Origin of the sequence: Pseudomonas sp. UBT (assembly GCF_050915955.1) — a bacterium.
Lineage (GTDB): Bacteria > Pseudomonadota > Gammaproteobacteria > Pseudomonadales > Pseudomonadaceae > Aquipseudomonas > Aquipseudomonas antarctica_A.
Genome location: NZ_CP168079.1, coordinates 2,815,678 through 2,835,182, shown reverse-complemented (window position 1 = coordinate 2,835,182; position 19,505 = coordinate 2,815,678). Strand labels below are relative to the sequence as shown.

Sequence of the window (19,505 nt, the reverse complement as noted above, 5' to 3'; positions counted from 1 at the left end):
AAAGTGACCCGCCGTAAGGGCGGAACCCTAAGCCGCCGTTACCGCAGCAACGGATATGTACCCCCACACAAATCACAAATCACAAATCACAAATTCTCATACCGATTCATATCCAACACCCCCGCCTCAACCGGCGTAGTCTCAAGAACATACCGCGACAAGTCGTGGAAATACTGCCAAAACAGCGGATGACTGCGCCGCACACCCCACCGATCAACAATCTTCTCAAACTGCTGAGCATCCCTGGCACTCTCCATCGCCAAAACAAACCCCGGCACCTCCTGCGCCGGAATATTGAAAATGAAGTTCGGATAACTGCTCAGCACCCCTGGATAAATGGTCACAGTATCCAGCCCCGGCTGATAGCGATAAGCCTCACCCAGCAAAAACGCCACATTACTGTGCGCCCGGTTACGCAACATGCTGTAAACCACCCGCTTGCCGCTGGCGGTCTCGATCCGCAACATAGTGGCCTCAGGCAGTTGCTCAATCACCTTGAGCCCCGCCGCCGGCCTCGACGTGAGGCGACTGAGGGCCTGCTCCGCATCCCGCAACGCCGGATCAATCCCATCGCGCGAGCAATAGGCACCGGCACAACGGTTGATCGGGTCCGGACTGGCGTTCAAATCGCCATAACGCGTCAATAACTGATTGGCAAAATCGCGCTTCGGGTCCTTCTTATCCAGATGCAACCCACTCGGCGTGTCATCGTCAATCGCCTCGTAGTCCAGCCAGAGCTTGAGTTTCCCGCTGTTCTGGTACCAATCGTCCATAAAGTCGTCGCGGGTATCGGCCGGCATCAGGCGCAGGAAATTCTGCTCGGCACCATTGCGGATCAGGTCGAAGTACAGCCGGGTCTGGGCCTGGTGCGAGACATTGCCGAACACGTCAAAGTTGACCACCAGTTGGTAGTAGGTGCGCTCCAGCAACGGGTAATCGAACAACCACATCGTCTGCGGGACTTCACCGATCAGGCCTTTATTGACCGAGGCACTGTCAAAGTGGCGGAAGATGCTCAACAGCGCATTGTCATTGCCGGCCCACAGGGTTGACCAGCTTGGCGCCGGCAGGTCGGCATAACTGTCCCGACGCAGGGCTTCGTACTGGTTGCGCTTGTCGCGGTACTTGAGCCACAGGCTGAGCACACTGCCCACGTCATCATTCTGCCCCGGCATCGCCAGCAACGGCGTCGCCTGGCCGCGATAGCGGGCATCGGTGATGTACAGATCGTGATCCGGCGCCTGAAACAGCGCCCAGAAGTTGTCGCGGATCACGTCCGTGGCAATCTGCCCGCGGCACACCGGGCCACGAATAAAAGTGCGTACAAAATACTCGGCGTTGTCCAGCATGAACTGGTAACGCGCCTGCGCCGGGATCGCCTCGAAGGTCTCGAATGGGTTGGCACGGCGCCCGGGGCCGTAGCCCGGCGACGCGGTGACCTGCCAATCACCGCTGTAGAACAGGGATTTGACCCGTGCCATTTTCTGCGCACTGAGAGGATAGGTGATGTGGGTTTTATGCACGATCACCCCTTGTACCGGCCACAGGCGGTAGTACACCCGAGTGCCGGGGTCGTCGTTGGGGCGGCGGGTGTTGATCAGGTCAATCGGCTGGCCGCTGGGGGTACGTGAGCGTACCCACTGAAAGAAATGCCCGGGTTCGCCGCCCTCGAAATAAAGATGCGCAATAAACAGGTGTTCGTACAGCCAGCGCGCCACCAGGCTTTGGCGGGCGCCGGGGGCGTTGAGCAGGTTTTCCCATTGCAGCACCTGGCCGGCTTCCTGGGCACTCGGCGCCACGCCTTGCTCATCGATCGGCGCACCGGAGGCCAGCCAGCGTTGCAGGGTCTGGTATTGCTGGTCGCTCAAGCCGGTGACGGCCAGCGGCATGCCCTCATTGGGGTGTGCGCCGGCGTAGGCGTCGAATTCACCTGGCGACGGGCACATGTTTTCGCGGTTCAGGCCCAGCACGATGTCTTCAGGCAATTTGCCATTGGGCTGCAAGGGCGCACGACGGTGGCCCAACTCCAACATGCGCGCCATCAGCGCGGCCTGGCTGCCCTGGGCATCAAGTACCGAGCTGAAGCCTTCGCGCTGCCAGGCGGCTTTACCGAAGGCGTCATAGAACAGCCGGACCGGCTTGGTTGCCTGGCTGCGCTCACCGTCGTAGACCGGCACTTTGGTCGCGCCCCGGGCCGCGCCTTCGCCGCTGCCCAGGTTCAACTGGCAGGCCGAGTCATAGCAGGCATGGCACGCCACGCACTTCTCGGTAAAAATCGGTTGAATGTCACGGGTGTAGGAAATCGCCGGGGCGGGATCTTGGGCCTGCGTAGTGGTGCCAATCAGCAAAAGTGCAAGGCTGACGATGATGCGATACGGCATGAGCCTGGTCCCGGTATGAAGCCAAAATGATAAATCCCGGGAATTCTACCGACCTGCATCCCGCACCAACATGAACGATATTCATGCAAAACCTGGACATGCTCTAAATCGGCACAGGTTTGCTATGATTCGTCCCCTCCGAAATGCCTGACCAGAGTAGTCCCATGTCCGATCGTAGCGCTCGTCTGCAAGCCCTTCATCAAGCCCTCAAGGAACGTATCCTGATACTCGATGGCGGTATGGGCACGATGATCCAGAGCTACAAGCTTGAGGAACAGGATTATCGTGGCAAGCGCTTCGCCGACTGGCCGAGCGACGTCAAGGGCAACAACGACCTGCTGGTCATCACCCGTCCGGACGTGATCGGCGGCATCGAAAAAGCCTACCTGGATGCCGGCGCCGACATTCTGGAAACCAACACCTTCAACGCCACGCGCATTTCCATGGCCGATTACGGCATGGAAGCCCTGGCCTACGAATTAAACGTAGAGGGCGCACGCCTGGCGCGCAAGGTCGCCGACGCGAAGACCCTGGAAAACCCGGCCAAGCCGCGCTTCGTCGCTGGTGTGCTCGGCCCTACCAGCCGTACGTGCTCGCTGTCGCCTGACGTGAACAACCCAGGCTACCGTAACGTGACCTTTGATGAGCTGGTGGAAAACTACACCGAGGCGACCAAAGGTCTGATCGAGGGCGGCGCCGATCTGATCCTGATCGAAACCATCTTCGACACACTCAACGCCAAAGCCGCGATCTTCGCCGTGCAAGGCGTGTTCGAAGAACTGGGTATCGAGTTGCCGATCATGATTTCCGGCACCATTACCGACGCCTCCGGCCGTACCCTCTCGGGCCAGACCACCGAAGCGTTCTGGAACTCCGTCAGCCACGCCAAGCCGATTTCCGTAGGCCTGAACTGCGCCCTTGGGGCGAGTGAGCTGCGCCCGTACCTGGAAGAACTGTCGAACAAGGCCAGCACCCACGTGTCGGCGCACCCAAACGCCGGCCTGCCCAATGAGTTCGGCGAGTACGACGAGCTGCCGTCGGAAACCGCCAAGGTCATCGAAGAATTCGCCCAGAGCGGCTTCCTCAACATTGTGGGCGGCTGCTGCGGCACCACGCCGGGCCACATCGAAGCCATCGCCAAGGCCGTGGCCGGTTATGCGCCGCGCCCGATCCCGGACATTCCCAAGGCTTGCCGCCTGTCGGGCCTGGAGCCGTTCACCATTGATCGCAGCTCGTTGTTCGTCAACGTCGGCGAGCGCACCAACATTACCGGTTCCGCACGTTTTGCCCGCCTGATCCGTGAAGACAACTACACCGAAGCCCTGGAAGTCGCCCTGCAGCAGGTGGAAGCCGGCGCCCAGGTGATCGACATCAACATGGACGAAGGGATGCTCGATTCGAAGAAGGCCATGGTGACCTTCCTCAATCTGATTGCCGGCGAGCCGGACATCTCCCGTGTACCGATCATGATCGACTCCTCCAAGTGGGAAGTGATCGAGGCCGGCCTCAAGTGCATCCAGGGCAAGGGCATCGTTAACTCCATCAGCATGAAGGAAGGCGTGGAGCAGTTCATTCACCACGCCAAGCTGTGCAAACGCTACGGCGCCGCCGTGGTGGTGATGGCCTTTGACGAAGCCGGCCAGGCCGACACCGAAGCGCGCAAGAAAGAAATCTGCAAACGCTCCTACGACATTTTGGTCAATGACGTCGGCTTCCCGCCGGAAGACATCATCTTCGACCCGAACATCTTCGCGGTCGCCACCGGTATCGAAGAGCACAACAACTATGCCGTCGACTTCATTAACGCCTGCGCCTATATCCGCGATGAGCTGCCGTATGCGCTGACCTCGGGTGGCGTGTCCAACGTGTCGTTCTCGTTCCGCGGTAACAACCCGGTGCGTGAGGCGATCCACTCGGTGTTCCTGCTGTATGCGATCCGCAATGGCCTGACCATGGGTATCGTCAACGCCGGCCAGTTGGAGATCTACGACCAGATCCCGGCCGAGCTGCGCGATGCGGTCGAAGACGTGGTGCTCAACCGCACACCGGAAGGCACCGACGCCCTCCTCGCCATCGCCGACAAATACAAAGGTGACGGCAGCGTAAAAGAAGCCGAGACCGAGGAATGGCGTGGCTGGCCTGTGAACCAGCGCCTGGAGCACGCGCTGGTCAAGGGCATCACCACGCATATCGTCGAAGACACCGAGGAATCCCGCCAATCGTTCGCGCGCCCGATCGAGGTGATCGAAGGCCCGTTGATGTCCGGCATGAACATCGTCGGCGACCTGTTTGGCGCCGGCAAAATGTTCCTGCCCCAGGTGGTTAAATCCGCCCGGGTGATGAAGCAGGCCGTGGCCCACTTGATCCCGTTCATCGAGCTGGAAAAAGGCGACAAGCCGGAAGCCAAGGGCAAGATCCTGATGGCCACCGTAAAAGGTGACGTGCATGACATCGGCAAGAACATTGTTGGCGTGGTGCTGGGTTGCAACGGCTATGACATTGTCGACCTGGGCGTGATGGTCCCGGCCGAGAAGATCCTGCAGGTGGCCAAGGAACAGAAGTGCGACATCATTGGCCTGTCCGGCCTGATCACGCCGTCCCTGGATGAGATGGTGCATGTGGCCCGCGAGATGCAGCGCCAGGACTTCCACCTGCCGCTGATGATCGGTGGCGCGACCACGTCCAAGGCGCACACTGCGGTGAAGATCGAGCCCAAGTACAGCAACGACGCGGTGATCTATGTAACCGACGCCTCCCGTGCGGTGGGCGTGGCCACGCAGTTGCTGTCCAAGGAATTGAAGCCAGCCTTCGTCGAGAAAACCCGCCTGGAATACATCGACGTGCGCGAGCGCACCTCGAACCGCAGCGCCCGCACCGAGCGCCTGAGCTACCCGGCCGCGATCGCCAAGAAGCCGCAGTTCGACTGGAGCACCTATACCCCGGTGAAACCGACCTTTACCGGCGCCAAGGTGCTGGACAATATCGACCTCAAGGTGCTGGCAGAGTACATCGACTGGACCCCGTTCTTTATCTCCTGGGACCTGGCCGGCAAGTTCCCGCGCATCCTCGAAGACGAGGTGGTAGGCGAAGCGGCTACCGCGCTCTACGCCGATGCCCGGGAAATGCTGAAAAAGCTGATCGACGAAAAACTCATCAGCGCCCGCGCAGTGTTCGGCTTCTGGCCGACCAACCAGGTGCAGGACGATGACCTGGAAGTCTACGGTGACGACGGCCAGCCGATTGCCAGGTTGCATCACCTGCGCCAGCAAATCATCAAGACCGACGGCAAGCCAAACTTCTCCCTGGCCGACTTCGTCGCGCCAAAAGACAGCGGCGTCACCGACTACATCGGTGGCTTCATCACCACCGCGGGTATCGGCGCGGAAGAAGTGGCCAAGGCCTATCAGGACGCAGGCGACGATTACAACTCGATCATGGTCAAGGCCCTGGCCGACCGCCTGGCCGAGGCCTGCGCCGAGTGGCTGCACCAGCAAGTGCGTAAAGAACACTGGGGCTACGCCAAGGACGAACAGCTGGATAACGAGGCGCTGATCAAAGAGCAATACAGCGGCATTCGCCCTGCCCCGGGCTACCCGGCGTGCCCGGACCACACCGAGAAAGCCCAACTGTTCCAACTGCTCGACCCCGAGGCCCGCGAAATGCAGGCGGGCCGTAGCGGCGTGTTCCTGACCGAGCACTACGCGATGTTCCCGGCGGCGGCAGTCAGCGGCTGGTACTTCGCCCATCCGCAGGCGCAATACTTCGCCGTGGGCAAGGTCGACAAGGACCAGGTGCAAAGCTACACCGCGCGTAAGCAACAGGACTTGAGCGTCACCGAACGCTGGCTGGCGCCGAACCTGGGTTACGACAACTAAGACGCTCGGCCCTATTTGCGGTATCCCCCTACCGTACTCGCCACGACGAAATCCGATTTCCTGTAGCGGACCGATCATCGGTCCGCTGACCCGGCAGCCAACCCGCACCGGATTGAAACAGGAAACAGGATTTCGTCATGCCCGATCCAACCTACCCCGTGTTACCCACAGCCCTGGGCCAATTACCTGCCCAGGCTGTCCATGAGCGTTTCGCCACTCGCCCAGCTTTGTTTTCAGTGGTGTTCAATGCCCTGCGCGAGCGCATCCTGGAGCGCTATCCGACCCTGCAACTGGACCTGCTCTCGGTCAAGCTGGCCACCCCGGCCCCCGCTGGCGGTTATACCTACCCGCTGTTGATGAACATCGCTATCGCACATGTCTTGAACCCGCAGCTACTTGACCTGCAGCCACGCCGTGAACTGCCGTTCTACCTGACGCAAAACGTGCCTACGGTGCTGAAGCCCGCAGCGCTGCCGCTGATCGACATGCAGGTCATCGCGCAACTCATCGACGAGTTACCCTCATCGCTCTACCTGTATTTCCAGCACGCCCTGGCTGACTACTGGAGCGCCACCGACAGCCACGGCAGCAGTCGCTGGCAATGGCTGGGCGAATTTCTCAATGGTCAGATGACCGCGGTAGCAGCAGGCCCCTCAGGTCTGACCGAAGTACAACGGGACATGCTGGCTGTCACCGCCGCCTGGCCGGGGCGCCTCGAGCGCCTGCCCCGCTCCGCGCCCACCACGTATGCCTATTTCATTGAAACCACTCTTTCCAGCGCCGGGAAAGCAGTACGCCTGCTCACGCCGGACCTGCTGCTGGTGCGCGACCAACAGGTGCTGCTGTGCAGCCTGAAGGGGGCTGTCGAGCCGTTTGACTCGATGGATGCCTTTGGCGAAACCTGGGGGGCCAGGATGCAGAACCAATTCCAGTGCGACAGCATCACCTGGCGGCGCAATGAGCCTGAAGGCAACGTGTTCGAACAGCAGGCCGGGCTTATTCTCAATCAGCAACTTGAAGACCTGGCGAGTTTGTCATTTCAAGGCCAAAGCGAAGCAGCGCTTGCCCAAGCCCTGAATAAACTCACGGACCCAGCCCTACTGTTTACCAAGGTCCCGGTGCCTTCTGCTGCGCGCCTGCAAAAGGTCGACCGCCAGCTGCCCGCGTGGCTCAAGCACGCCAGTGCCGATGACCGCTTTGCCTACCACCGCCATCTGCAGGACATGGCGCGAGTGATGAAACAGAATCAGGGCCGCTCTTTCAACGAGGGCATTGCAAACATCCACAATTTCAGCCGCGACGCATTGCGCAAACAGATGCAAACCGACCATGAGGATTACGATCCCGACGAGTTGGTGTTGGATTTCGCCGTGGCCGCCGGCTACCCGGGCGGCGCCGGCATTATCGAGCATGTACGCATGTCGCTGACGGAGCTGGCGCTGAAGAACCTCGCCGGCAAGCCCAAAGGCACGCTGACGCTCGCCGCCAAAAGTGCCGAGACACTGCCGGACTGGATGACCACAGACTACTTGCTGGGTAGCCAGGGGTTGATCCAGCGCGTCGACATTGGCACAGCCTATCCACAGAAGATCAAGGACCTGTTGCTCACCGACACGAGCGACGCGCGCCAACGGGAGACCCTGTTTACTCGCGAACTCAAGGTCCACCTGCCGATGCAGGCGCTGGAGTACCGGATCAGGCAGCAGTATGGCGTCACCACCACAGGCTATCGTTATGTGAAGGCGTTGATGGGCGACACCCCCGCCGACAGAATCGTCGACGGCCAGGAGATCGTCCTGCGCCCACTGGCCCTGTGCCGAAAAGCCGGAGCCACGCCCGACACCGTCAATAACATGTTTGTTATCGAGCCTCGGGACGCCAACATCGGCCCGCACCTGCTGTATCGGCCGCTGTATACCGACAGCCTGTATCAATACCCCACACGCCAGGCCTTGCTGGATGCGCTTGCCACTCCCGGCGCGGTGCAGACGAGCGTGCTGACCTGGCTAAGCGACAAAGCGCGTCCGATCTACGATCACGGCGGGTTTAAAGAGCCGCACATCATTCGCTTCCTGCCCGGGGATGAATTCGCCCCGCCTGAACAGCCGGCCCCCGCGACGCTGGCAGTCGATGAGGGTGCCGATGAATGGCTTCAGTCACAGGTCAACGGCAAGCTGCTTGGCCACCTGTTCGGCAGCACCGCAAGGGCGATGGTCGACCTGGCTGATCGCGAGTCGGTGTCCAACAGCGAAAGCCGCTGGGCGATCGTGATGGAAGGTGCCTGGCTGCTGTTCAACACCTTGTTGCTGCCATTGGTGCGCGGCCCGGCCATGTTGGCGGGCTGGTTCCTGGTCCTGGTCAGCAGCCTGGAACAGGATTTGGCCGGACTCGACAGCGATGACCCGACCACCCGCGAGCTGGCGCTGATTGACCTGTTGCTCAATACCGCGATGGTGCTGTTGCATGCCGCCACACCCTCGGATGGCGCCCGACAGCCGTTATCGGAACTCGCCCCGCAAGACAACGCTCTGCACCTGGCGTCCTGGCGCCGCACTGCGGGTTTGCCGCCTCCGGAGAGCACTGCACCGGTCCAACACGGCTCGGTCGCGCTGCCGGGTGAGCCTCCGGCGACAGGCCACACCGCGCTGGACTTCAGCCGCTCGATAGCCAGCCCCCAGAGCAGCGCGAAGTTGCTCAAGGCGCTGCTCGATGTTCACGTGCCGTGGCCCGAAACCTTGCCACCCGCCGAGGCAAGCGGCCCGCTCAAGGGGCTGTACAGAATTGACAATAGCTGGCACGCCAGCGTCGGCGGGCTGCTGTTTCAAGTCAGCGTGGTAGCCGGTTTCGGCGAGGTCTACCTGGTTGACCCGCAGCACCCGCAGCGTCCTGGCTTCAAGTTGGCCAGCGACGGACAAGGGCATTGGCGGCTGGAACGAAAGGCTCGGCTGGAAGGCGGTATGCCCAGGGAAAAGCTGGATAAATGGCAGCGACAGCATCGAGATCGGATAGCCGCGCTGAAGAGAGACCTGGAAAGTCTCAATGCCGAAATGCTGCCATTGGCGATCACGTTTCTTCCGTTCAAAACAGCGCTGGACACGGCCAGGACCCAACTGGTCGAACATAAAAAAGCGTTGCGAGAGGATTGGATAAGGCTCGGCACCTCGACTGCGCTTCCAGAACTGCACGCCAGAATCACAGAACGGCATGCGCAAAGACAACTCATGACCGCGCAAGCCAAATTGCATTGGGATATCGCATTCGACAACTACCGGCAAAACGCGGAGGTGATTAACCCGACAATGCAGAAGATCGAAGCCAAGAACGGCGAACTGATGGAAGCTGACAGAACGGACCCGAGACACAAACGATCACGCGACGTCGCAACCCAGTTTGCTTATAACTACTGGGGGTCAATCTTTGAGGTGTTGTCGCAAAAATTTACCGACACCCTTGAAACCGAACGCGGCGAAAACACCGTGGAGCTCGGAGACCGCGTCAACAGAGAGTTGCGCGACAACGTCACAGACGCCTACGAGGCGTACATCAACACCAAGGCGCTACAGGTTGAAGCGCTCGAACAGATGGTTGAGCCTGCAGAAAAAATCGAAACCTTCCTCAAACAGGCAGACCCCGCACTGCGCAATTTTCTATTGCAAGACAGGCCCACCGACCAAAAGATATCCTCGATCGCCCTAAAGCAACACGCACTGCTATTCCTTACCGAGCTGGTACTGGACCGCTCCCACGGTTCCCGAGAACCGGCGGAGTTTCTTTTCGTCCAGGAACTCACTGATCCAAAAACCACAGCCAGCGTCTTGGCGCATACGGAAATGCGTACAACCAGTGGCTACTCTACGGTTGAGCAAGTTGCCGTACTCAAGGGCGTCCTTGAACGCTATGAGCGACTCGAGAACGCCGTTAACTCATTAAGTGAAATCGGCTCCGGCTTTGTGCGCGAGGAGTATCAAACCCCATTCCTGGAGCAGCTCATTGACACCCGTACCAGCCTTGAAGCACAGCTGGCCGATTTGATCCTGACAGACCAAGGGTTTGCCCTCCTGCCAAGTTCTGCCAGCCCGACCCGGGCGAAACCCGCCGCCAGGAAAGTCATCAAGACGCGCAACAACAGCAGCCTGGTGGGTGATTTGCGCGATCCTCGACCGGAGGACCCCGGCCAATTTGTCGACATCAACGACCCCATCACCGGGCAGATCGTCGCCACCTACCTCGAACACGCCAATGAAGGCGTATGGGTCGAGGTTGTTGCGGCGACGCCAGCCACACAACCGCCTGCGCCGGTGGTTCGCTCATTGGCCGCGATTAAACGTGAGGCAGAAAGCGCGATACCCCAAAGGGCGGAAATCGAACGCAAGATACGCGGCCTGCAGAGAAAGCTTCAGGACCCGACACGCGGCGAAATGCTCAACCCGCTGGACTGGCAAGACATGTTGACCCCGCATGCGAACAAAATGGCCGCCCTGGTCGATGAAATCGAACGTAATCATGCCTCGCATGCAGATGCCAACGCCATGATGAACACCTACCGCGACGAGTCATCCACCACACTCAAGCTGGCACGTGAAGTATGCAGCGAGGGCTACAAGCAACAGCGCCCCAAAGCGTCCAATATTGCGTACCTGTGGCAACACGGTTTTGTCGATATCAACCTGGTCAAAAGCCGAGTTTTATTGAAGGCAGGTGACTATCTCAGCGAATACGTGATACGCGATAAAAGCCAAATAAGACATGGGAAACCGTATGAAGAAACCGTCCTGTGGTACGCGCACTTTCATTACCCGGCGGCCGATACTCCAGCATTAACACCGGCCTTCGGCCATCTAAAGACTAAAGCTGAGCGCCTGTTTACGCGTAAAGAACTGATCGAACGGGCTCGCGCTGACAACCGAGCCGTGGTCAATTTGGATAAAGCCGAGATCAAACCGCCGCTGGATAAGGAGCTGTTCCTTAAGCTGGAACTGCCCAGGCCGTGAGTGAATCGCACTAACTCCACCCATGTGGAAGCTGCCTGAACTTGACAGCTTCCACATCCTCCAAAAAAACAGCCCCAATACCGTCAACCGTTATCTCAATCGTACTGACCTGCAGCGGGCTGCCTGGGGCATAACAACGTCTTGTCGACGTCGATTTCCACCTGGAACTGTTCTTTCAACGCCTTGGGCAGTAATGGCTTGGCGAATGCATCAACGTCCTGGAACGTCGACATGGTTTTGTCCAACTGAACCTGAGCGACGGCGCTGGCCTTGACGCTCGCGTTGACGGTCTTGCGCTGTTCGGGCGAGGCGTTTTTGTACCAGTCGGGCAAGACCGCCGCGGTTTCTTTAAGTGCCAACCTGCGGGCTGGCGTCGTGTCGACCAGCCATTGCGGAACGGCCTTTTCGAGGAATCGGGCATGGTGTCACTCCTGTGATTGGGAGTGACAGCACATCACCGCTCAGCCTTTGGTCGTTGGTGCATACATACAACGGGCGTGGCCTCACCGAGAGTTGTCTATGCTCTGTAGGGAGATCTACCTGACGAGGGATGTATGAACGGTCCAGTCGACAACAAGCCACCGACCTTCTGGCAAATGCTGCACAGTGTGATGGCCGCCGCCTTCGGTGTGCAGAGCGGCAAGAACCGCGCGCGGGACTTTACCCACGGCAAGCCCAGCCACTTTGTGATCCTGGGCATTCTGTTCACGGCGGTGTTTGCGCTGGCGCTGTTCGGCATCGTCAAGCTGGTGCTGCACCTGGCCGGCGTCTGAGAAAGGGTCAAGGCAACACAGCGCGCAGGTTGAACGGGTAACGATAGCTTTCAGGTTTGCCCAAGGCCGATAACGCCCGAAAATCCACGCTGTAATCGCTGCCGGCATTGATTTGCAACAAGCGGCGCGCCTGCTCCGGCCCAATCAGCTGGAACAGCGCGACCTCACGCTCGCTCCCGCCGTGCCGGGCGATATCCACCCCATGGGCATCGTCATACAACAGCACCATGGCCCAACCGCCCAGGGTGAAATGCCCCGCCACCAGGACACTCAGTCGACCGTCGAGCCGAGCCTCAAGGATGGGCGACGAGCTGTTGATCGCACTGAACAACACATCCTTGCCCGGTACGCGGCCACTGTCCTGCAGAGCCTGCATGGCGCCCAGGGCCATCTCGTCATTGGCCGACCACACCAGCGCCGTCTCCGGGTGCCGCTTGAACAGCTGAGTGGCTTGTTCAAGGGCGCGTTGGCGGTTCCATTCGCCGTACACCAATTGGCGCAACCGGACTTCGGGGTGTTCATCCAGCGCCCTGCGCAAGCCCTTCTCACGCAGCAGCGAGACAGGCGTGTTCTTGACCCCGGAGAACGCCAGCAAGTCGAGGGTCTGGCCGGGCGCAATGGGGCCATGTTGACGCAGCAACTCGGTGAGCATCAGGTAGCCCGCCTGCTCGTCATCGGCAACGATGCTGCCGAGCAGGTCAGGCTGATTGGACACGTCCAGGAACTGCACCTGATCCGGGGTCAGGGCGTTGTTGACGAGCAGCAGCTTGACCCCGCTGCCTTGGGCCAGGCGCAGAATCTGCGGGGCAACATACTGTTCGTTGACCAGCACCAGATAATCGGGGCGGTCAGCGCCCTGCAACGCCTCTCGCGCCTGCGTCAGGGTGTTATTGCTGTCGCGCTCGGAATAGCGCACGCGCAAATCCAGGCCGAGGTCCTTGGCAGCGGCCTGCATGAATTGCGAATAGCCGACCCAGAAGGGTTCCGTGGACGTGCCCGGGTTAAGAAAGACCACTGACGTCGCATGGGCCATCGCCCCGTACGTCGATCCCAGTAACCACGCACACGCAATCAGAACCTTCAACATAGTCGTTTGAGCCTTGAATGTTGGCCGCCATGATAGTGGCAAACTGGCAGTCAATCGAGGCTCAACCAACCTTCTTTTATTGGTGGCTAACCCAGAACACGGCGGTTCCGACCACCAGAATTATCAGGAACAAAATGGCCCAGGCGTCAACGGTACTGTCAGGTTTACGGGCTTTGGTCGAATTGCTCATCGCATCGCCTCTTGTCGGTTTTATAGGTGATTGCACTAAGACTCGACGACAGTAAAGATCATGATTGCCCGCATGACAAATGTGGGTATCGCGATAACCGTTCTCATTAGTCAATTTGGTTATTTACATATACTCAAACATCACTTTTGCGCATAAACGCAAACTGGTATCGTGCGCCGGCTCCGTTGGGAGTGCGCGGCCGTGCGCGCAGATTTGCCGAGAACAGGACCTATATGTACGTATACGACGAATACGATCAGCGCATCATCGAGGACCGCGTCAAGCAGTTCCGTGATCAGACCCGACGCTACTTGGCAGGTGAGCTGAGCGAGGAAGAGTTCCGCCCTCTGCGCCTGCAAAATGGCCTTTATGTTCAGCGCTTTGCGCCGATGCTGCGGGTGGCCGTGCCTTATGGCCAACTGACCTCGCGCCAGACGCGCATGATGGCCAAGATTGCCCGTGACTTCGACAAAGGCTATGCCCACATCAGTACCCGCCAGAACGTGCAGTTCAACTGGCCGGCGCTGGAGGACGTGCCGGACATCCTGGCTGAACTGGCGACCGTGCAGATGCACGCCATTCAGACCAGCGGTAACTGCCTGCGCAACGTGACCACCGACCAATTCGCCGGCGTAGCCGCCGACGAGCTGATCGACCCGCGCCCCTGGTGTGAAATCGTCCGTCAGTGGACCACCTTTCACCCGGAATTCGCCTACTTGCCGCGCAAGTTCAAGATCGCCATCAATGGCTCGACCTCGGACCGCGCCGCCATCGAAGTGCATGACATTGGCCTTGAGCCGGTGCACAACGCAGCCGGCGAGCTGGGCTTCCGTGTGCTGGTCGGTGGCGGCCTCGGTCGTACACCGGTCGTCGGCGCATTCATCAATGAATTCCTGCCATGGCAGGACCTGTTGAGCTACCTCGATGCCATTTTGCGGGTCTACAACCGCTACGGCCGTCGTGACAACAAGTACAAGGCCCGGATCAAGATCCTGGTCAAAGCGCTGACCCCTGAGGTGTTTGCCCAGAAAGTCGACGCTGAAATGGAACACCTGCGCGGCGGCCAGACCACCCTGACCGAAGCCGAAGTACACCGCGTCGCCAAGCACTTCGTCGACCCTGAGTACAAAGCCCTGAGCAACCAGGAAGCTGCGCTGGCCGATCTTGACCAGCAGCACCCAGGTTTCGCCCGCTGGCGTACCCGCAACACCCTGGCGCACAAAAAGCCGGGCTATGTCGCGGTGACCCTGTCGCTGAAACCCACCGGCGTTGCACCGGGCGATATCACCGACAAACAGCTGGACGCCGTCGCCGACCTGGCCGAGCGCTACAGCTTCGGCCAACTGCGCACCTCCCATGAGCAGAACATCATTCTCGCCGACGTTGAACAGAGCCAACTGTTCACCCTCTGGGGCGAGCTGCGCGAAGGCGGTTTCGCCACGCCGAACATCGGCCTGCTGACCGACATCATCTGCTGCCCGGGCGGCGACTTCTGCTCCCTGGCCAACGCCAAATCGATCCCGATCGCCGAATCGATCCAGCGCCGTTTCGACGACCTGGACTACCTGTTCGACATCGGCGAGCTGGACCTGAACATCTCCGGTTGCATGAACGCCTGTGGTCACCACCACGTCGGCCACATCGGCATCCTGGGCGTGGACAAGAAAGGCGAAGAATTCTACCAAGTGTCCCTGGGTGGCAGCGCCAGCCGCGATGCGAGCCTGGGCAAGATCCTCGGCCCGTCCTTCGCCCAGGAAGCCATGCCCGAGGTGATCGGCAAGCTGATCGACGTGTACATCGAACAGCGCACCGAAGATGAGCGTTTCATCGACACCTACCAGCGCATTGGCATCGACCTGTTCAAGGAGCGCGTCTATGCAGCGAATCATTAAGAACAACGAAGTCCTCGACGAAACCTGGCACCTGCTGCCCAAGGACGCGAGCTTCGATGGCATTTCCAACTGCGACGACCTGATCGTACCGTTGGCCCTGTGGCGCGAGCACGCCCATGCGCTCAAGGCCCGCGACGGCGGCCTGGGTGTGTGGCTGGACGCCGATGAAGAAGCCGAAGAAATCGGCGACGACGTGGAACACTTCCAGGTCATCGCCCTGAACTTCCCGGCCTTCACCGACGGTCGCAACTACTCCAACGCACGCCTGCTGCGAGACCGCTACGGTTTCAAAGGCGAGCTGCGCGCGATTGGCGATGTGCTGCGCGACCAGCTGTTTTATCTGCACCGCTGCGGGTTCGATGCCTTCGCCTTGCGCGCCGACAAAGACCCGTATGAAGCGTTGGAAAGCCTCAAGGACTTCTCGGTGACGTATCAAGCCGCAACGGATGAACCGCTGCCCTTGTTCCGTCGTCGCTAAACGTTAGCGCATGAAAAAGCCCTGGCATGCCAGGGCTTTTTTATGAATTGATTTTGATCGACGCCAGCACGTGCTTCTGCCCTATGGAACACGGCACATCTGCCGGCTGGGCCCGCACCGCCTCGATCACGCCCAACAACTGAGCTTTGCTCTGGGCCAACTGCGCCTGCATCGCTTCGATCTGCTGCACCTTACGCTCCAGTGCCTCGACCAATTCATCGCGCTTGTGCTCGCCTGGTGCTGGCATCAGCGCCTTGAGTTCCTGCAAGGTAAACCCGGCCTGCTGCGCGCTCTGAATCAGTTGCAGGGTCTGCAACGCTTGTGCTGAATAGCGTCGATAGCCATTGGCCTGGCGCCCCACCTGGCTGATCAGCCCTTCGGCCTCGTAGAACCTGATACGCGACGCTGCCAGCCCGCTTTGTTTTGCCAGCTCACCAATATTCATTGCCACGCCCTGCTTGACATTAAAGTTAACTTTAAGCTTAGCCTGAGGCCTCCCCCGCCCAGGAGTCAATCCATGTCGCCCTTTGAAGCCTTGCAACTGCCCAACGGCCAAATCCTTACCAACCGCATCGCCAAGGCGGCGATGGAAGAGAATATGGCCGACGCCCGGCAAGCGCCCTCGCGCGAATTGAAGCAGTTGTACAAGACCTGGGCGGACGGTGAGCCCGGTTTATTACTGACCGGCAACGTGATGATCGACCGCCACGCCATGACCGGCCCCGGCGGCGTGGCCCTGGAAGATGAGCAGCACCTGGAGAGCTTCCGTGAATGGGCCGATGTTGCCCGCGCCAAGGGCGTGCACTTTTGGGTGCAGCTCAGCCATCCGGGGCGCCAGACCATGGCCAATCTGGGCCAGCAAGCCTTGGCGCCCTCAGCGGTAGCACTCGAGCTGGGTGGTTTTTCGAAGATGTTTGCCAAGCCCAGGGCCATGACCGAGCACGACATTCAAGACGTGATCAAGCGCTTCGCCACCAGCGCGCGCCTGGCCGAGAAAGCCGGGTTTACCGGGGTGCAAATCCACGCAGCGCATGGCTATTTGCTCAGCCAGTTTCTCTCGCCGCTGAGCAACCTGCGTACCGATCGCTGGGGCGGCTCGCTGGAAAACCGTGCGCGCCTGCTGCTGGAGGTGATCAACGCAGTGCGCGCCAACGTCAGCCCGTCCTTTTGTGTGGCGGTAAAGCTCAACTCGGCGGACTTCCAGCGCGGCGGGTTCGAAGAGGCCGATGCGCGCGCGGTGGTCGAGATGCTCAACCCGTTGCCCATCGACCTGCTCGAGTTATCCGGCGGCAGCTATGAGGCCCCGGCGATGCAAGGAGACGCGCGGGACGGCCGTACCCTGGCGCGTGAAGCGTACTTCCTGGAATTTGCCAAAGCGCTTGCAACCCTCGCCAACATGCCGCTGATGGTCACCGGCGGTATTCGTCGACTGCCAATCGTGCAGCAGGTGCTGGACAGCGGCATTGCCATGGCCGGCATCGCCACCGCCCTGACGCTGGAACCACAACTGATCAAACACTGGCGCGAAGGGCGCGATCTGAACCCGCAACTCAAACCCATCAACTGGCAGCGCAAACCCCTGGCCGCCCTCGCCACGCTGGCGGTGGTGCGTTACCAGATGCGCCGCCTGAGCCGCGGCTACCTGCCCAAGCCCAAGGTCGTACCGTGGATGGCGTTGGTCCGCGACCAGTGGTTTATCGCCCGCCGCACCCGCCAGTACCGCGCCGCCATGACGCAATCTTCACATTAAGAGCGGAGCATTCGCCGTGATCGAACTGTCCCCTATTGATCAGCAATTTTTTACCTCACTGACGATTGGAGTTCTTCATGGCGAAAATCAACCTGGCCCAGCAACTGGCGACGACCCTTGAACAGGCGGGCATCAAACGCATCTGGGGCCTGACCGGCGACAGCCTCAATGGCCTGACCGACGCCCTGCGCACCATGGACAGCATCGAGTGGATGCACGTGCGCCACGAAGAAGTCGCCGCCTTCGCCGCCGGTGCCGAAGCCGCCGCCACCGGCGAACTGACGGTGTGCGCCGGCAGTTGCGGGCCGGGCAACCTGCATTTGATCAATGGCCTGTTCGACTGCCATCGCAACCATGTCCCAGTGCTGGCCATTGCCGCACAGATTCCCTCCTCGGAAATCGGCCTGAACTACTTTCAGGAAACCCATCCCCAGGAACTGTTCAAAGAGTGCAGCCACTTTATCGAGCTGGTGACCAACCCCGAGCAAATGCCCCAGGTGCTGCACCGCGCCATGCGCTCGGCGATCCTCAACCGTGGCGTGGCGGTGGTGGTGATTCCTGGCGATGTGTCGCTGCTGCAGGTGGAAGACAAGCTCAAGCCGTGGCCGGCCCTGCACGCACCGCGCACCTTGCCGGCGGAGCAGGACCTGCAACGCCTCACCGAGATCCTTGAGGGCAGCCAGAAAGTCACCCTGCTGTGCGGCAGCGGCTGTGCCGGCGCCCACGACCAAGTGGTGGCCCTGGCCGATGCCTTGGGCGCGCCGGTGGTGCATGCCTTGCGCGGTAAAGAGCATGTGGAGTGGGACAACCCGTTTGATGTGGGCATGACCGGCTTGATCGGTTTCAGTTCCGGTTATCACGCCATGCTCAACTGCGACACGCTGATCATGCTCGGCACCGACTTCCCGTACCGCCAGTTTTACCCGACCGACGCGAAAATCATCCAGGTCGACCGCAACCCACAAGCACTCGGGCGCCGGGCCACGCTGGACCTGGGTATCGCTGCCGACGTCAGCGAGACCATCGACGCGCTGTTGCCGCGCCTGACCCGCAAGGCCGACCGCAGCTTTCTCGACACCTCACTGAAGCATTACGAGAAGGCCCGCCAGGGCCTGGATGACCTGGCAGAGCCCTCAAAGGCTGACCGGCCGATCCACCCGCAATACGTGGCGCGCTTACTCAGCGAGTTGGCGGATGACGATGCCATCTTCACCGCCGACGTCGGCTCACCCACCGTCTGGGCTGCGCGCTACTTGAAAATGAACGGCAAACGCCGCCTGATCGGTTCGTTCAACCACGGTTCGATGGCCAATGCCATGCCGCAGGCCATCGGCGCACAAGCGGCTTTCCCCGGGCGCCAGGTCATTTCGATGTCCGGCGACGGTGGGTTTGCCATGTTGATGGGCGATTTCATCTCGTTGGCGCAATTGAAATTGCCGGTCAAAGTCATCGTGTTCGATAACTCGTCACTCGGGTTTGTCGCCATGGAAATGAAAGCCGCTGGCTACCTCGACACCGGCACTGAATTGAAAAATCCGGATTTCGCGGCCATGTCCAATGCCATGGGCATCCTCGGCATTCGCGTGGAACAATCCGAAGACCTCGAACCGGCCTTGCGCCGAGCCCTGGCGCATGACGGCCCGGTGCTGGTGGACGTTGTTACCGCCACGCAGGAACTGGTGATGCCGCCCAGCATCAAGTTGGAACAGGCCAAGGGTTTCAGCCTGTACATGCTCAAGGCGGTGATGAGCGGGCGCGGTGATGAAGTGATCGAGTTGGCGCGCACCAACTGGTTGCGCTGAGGGTGGTGGGGGGATTTGTGTACATATCCGTTGTTTGGGTTACGGCTGACATGGGTTCCGCCCTTACGGCGGGTCACTTTGGAAAAGCCCCAAAGTAACCAAAGGGCTCTTGCCCCACCACTCGGCACCTCGCCTAGGCTCGGTGTGCCCTCACTCCGGCTTTGGACCGTGGGCCGCCGCCATGGGCCATCCTTGGCCCATCGCGGCTAAACCGGCGTCCTGCCGGTTTACCCACGCTCCAAAGCCTGCGTTCGGCCAGCGTGGTTAACGGGGCGCCTAAGATCAA

Annotated in this window: 11 protein-coding genes; 7 read left to right on the top strand and 4 right to left on the bottom strand. The window is 60.3% G+C overall.

All coding sequences use genetic code 11. The features are described from left to right. Nucleotides 1-86 precede the first annotated feature (86 nt). Nucleotides 87-2,381 (bottom strand): fatty acid cis/trans isomerase, encoded by a 2,295-nt coding sequence (locus ACDZ94_RS13050; RefSeq protein WP_432750244.1) that lies wholly within the window; start codon nucleotides 2,379-2,381, stop codon nucleotides 87-89. A 164-nt stretch (nucleotides 2,382-2,545) separates the two neighbouring features. On the opposite strand from ACDZ94_RS13050, the gene metH reads away from it, so the two are divergent. Then, on the top strand, nucleotides 2,546-6,256 hold the full coding sequence (metH, locus tag ACDZ94_RS13045) for a methionine synthase (protein ID WP_064452005.1): 3,711 nt from the start codon (nucleotides 2,546-2,548) through the stop codon (nucleotides 6,254-6,256). A gap of 485 nt (nucleotides 6,257-6,741) precedes the next feature. After that, nucleotides 6,742-11,247, top strand: a complete 4,506-nt coding sequence (locus ACDZ94_RS13040; protein WP_432750243.1) for a dermonecrotic toxin domain-containing protein — start codon at nucleotides 6,742-6,744, stop codon at nucleotides 11,245-11,247. 95 nt (nucleotides 11,248-11,342) lie between these two features. Here ACDZ94_RS13040 and ACDZ94_RS13035 read toward each other — a convergent pair whose 3' ends face one another. Continuing rightward, on the bottom strand, nucleotides 11,343-11,579 hold the full coding sequence (locus ACDZ94_RS13035; RefSeq protein ID WP_407017618.1) for a hypothetical protein: 237 nt from the start codon (nucleotides 11,577-11,579) through the stop codon (nucleotides 11,343-11,345). Nucleotides 11,580-11,801: 222 nt separating this feature from the next. Between ACDZ94_RS13035 and ACDZ94_RS13030 the strand changes: the two genes are divergently transcribed. Then, on the top strand, nucleotides 11,802-12,020 hold the full coding sequence (locus ACDZ94_RS13030; RefSeq protein WP_064452002.1) for a DUF2970 domain-containing protein: 219 nt from the start codon (nucleotides 11,802-11,804) through the stop codon (nucleotides 12,018-12,020). Between the two features lie 7 nt (nucleotides 12,021-12,027). On the opposite strand, the gene ACDZ94_RS13025 is transcribed toward ACDZ94_RS13030, so the two are convergent. Continuing rightward, nucleotides 12,028-13,107, bottom strand: a complete 1,080-nt coding sequence (locus ACDZ94_RS13025; protein ID WP_432750242.1) for an ABC transporter substrate-binding protein — start codon at nucleotides 13,105-13,107, stop codon at nucleotides 12,028-12,030. Between the two features lie 423 nt (nucleotides 13,108-13,530). Between ACDZ94_RS13025 and ACDZ94_RS13020 the strand changes: the two genes are divergently transcribed. Together ACDZ94_RS13020 and ACDZ94_RS13015 are read left to right on the top strand one after the other, a co-directional pair. Continuing rightward, entirely contained in the window at nucleotides 13,531-15,189 is a 1,659-nt protein-coding gene (locus tag ACDZ94_RS13020) for a nitrite/sulfite reductase (RefSeq protein WP_064452000.1), read from the top strand. Continuing rightward, nucleotides 15,173-15,667: a DUF934 domain-containing protein gene (locus ACDZ94_RS13015; protein WP_053255711.1), complete on the top strand. Its 495-nt coding sequence runs from the start codon at nucleotides 15,173-15,175 to the stop codon at nucleotides 15,665-15,667. The genes ACDZ94_RS13020 and ACDZ94_RS13015 overlap by 17 nt, the downstream gene beginning before the upstream one ends. A 40-nt stretch (nucleotides 15,668-15,707) precedes the next feature. On the opposite strand, the gene ACDZ94_RS13010 is transcribed toward ACDZ94_RS13015, so the two are convergent. Further along, nucleotides 15,708-16,112, bottom strand: a complete 405-nt coding sequence (locus ACDZ94_RS13010) for a MerR family transcriptional regulator (RefSeq protein WP_064451998.1) — start codon at nucleotides 16,110-16,112, stop codon at nucleotides 15,708-15,710. A gap of 72 nt (nucleotides 16,113-16,184) precedes the next feature. Between ACDZ94_RS13010 and ACDZ94_RS13005 the strand changes: the two genes are divergently transcribed. Together ACDZ94_RS13005 and poxB are read left to right on the top strand one after the other, a co-directional pair. Further along, on the top strand, nucleotides 16,185-17,417 hold the full coding sequence (locus ACDZ94_RS13005) for an NADH:flavin oxidoreductase/NADH oxidase family protein (RefSeq protein ID WP_432750241.1): 1,233 nt from the start codon (nucleotides 16,185-16,187) through the stop codon (nucleotides 17,415-17,417). A gap of 77 nt (nucleotides 17,418-17,494) precedes the next feature. Beyond that, complete coding sequence (gene poxB, locus ACDZ94_RS13000) at nucleotides 17,495-19,219, top strand: ubiquinone-dependent pyruvate dehydrogenase (RefSeq protein ID WP_432750240.1); 1,725 nt, start codon at nucleotides 17,495-17,497, stop codon at nucleotides 19,217-19,219. Nucleotides 19,220-19,505: the final 286 nt, after the last annotated feature.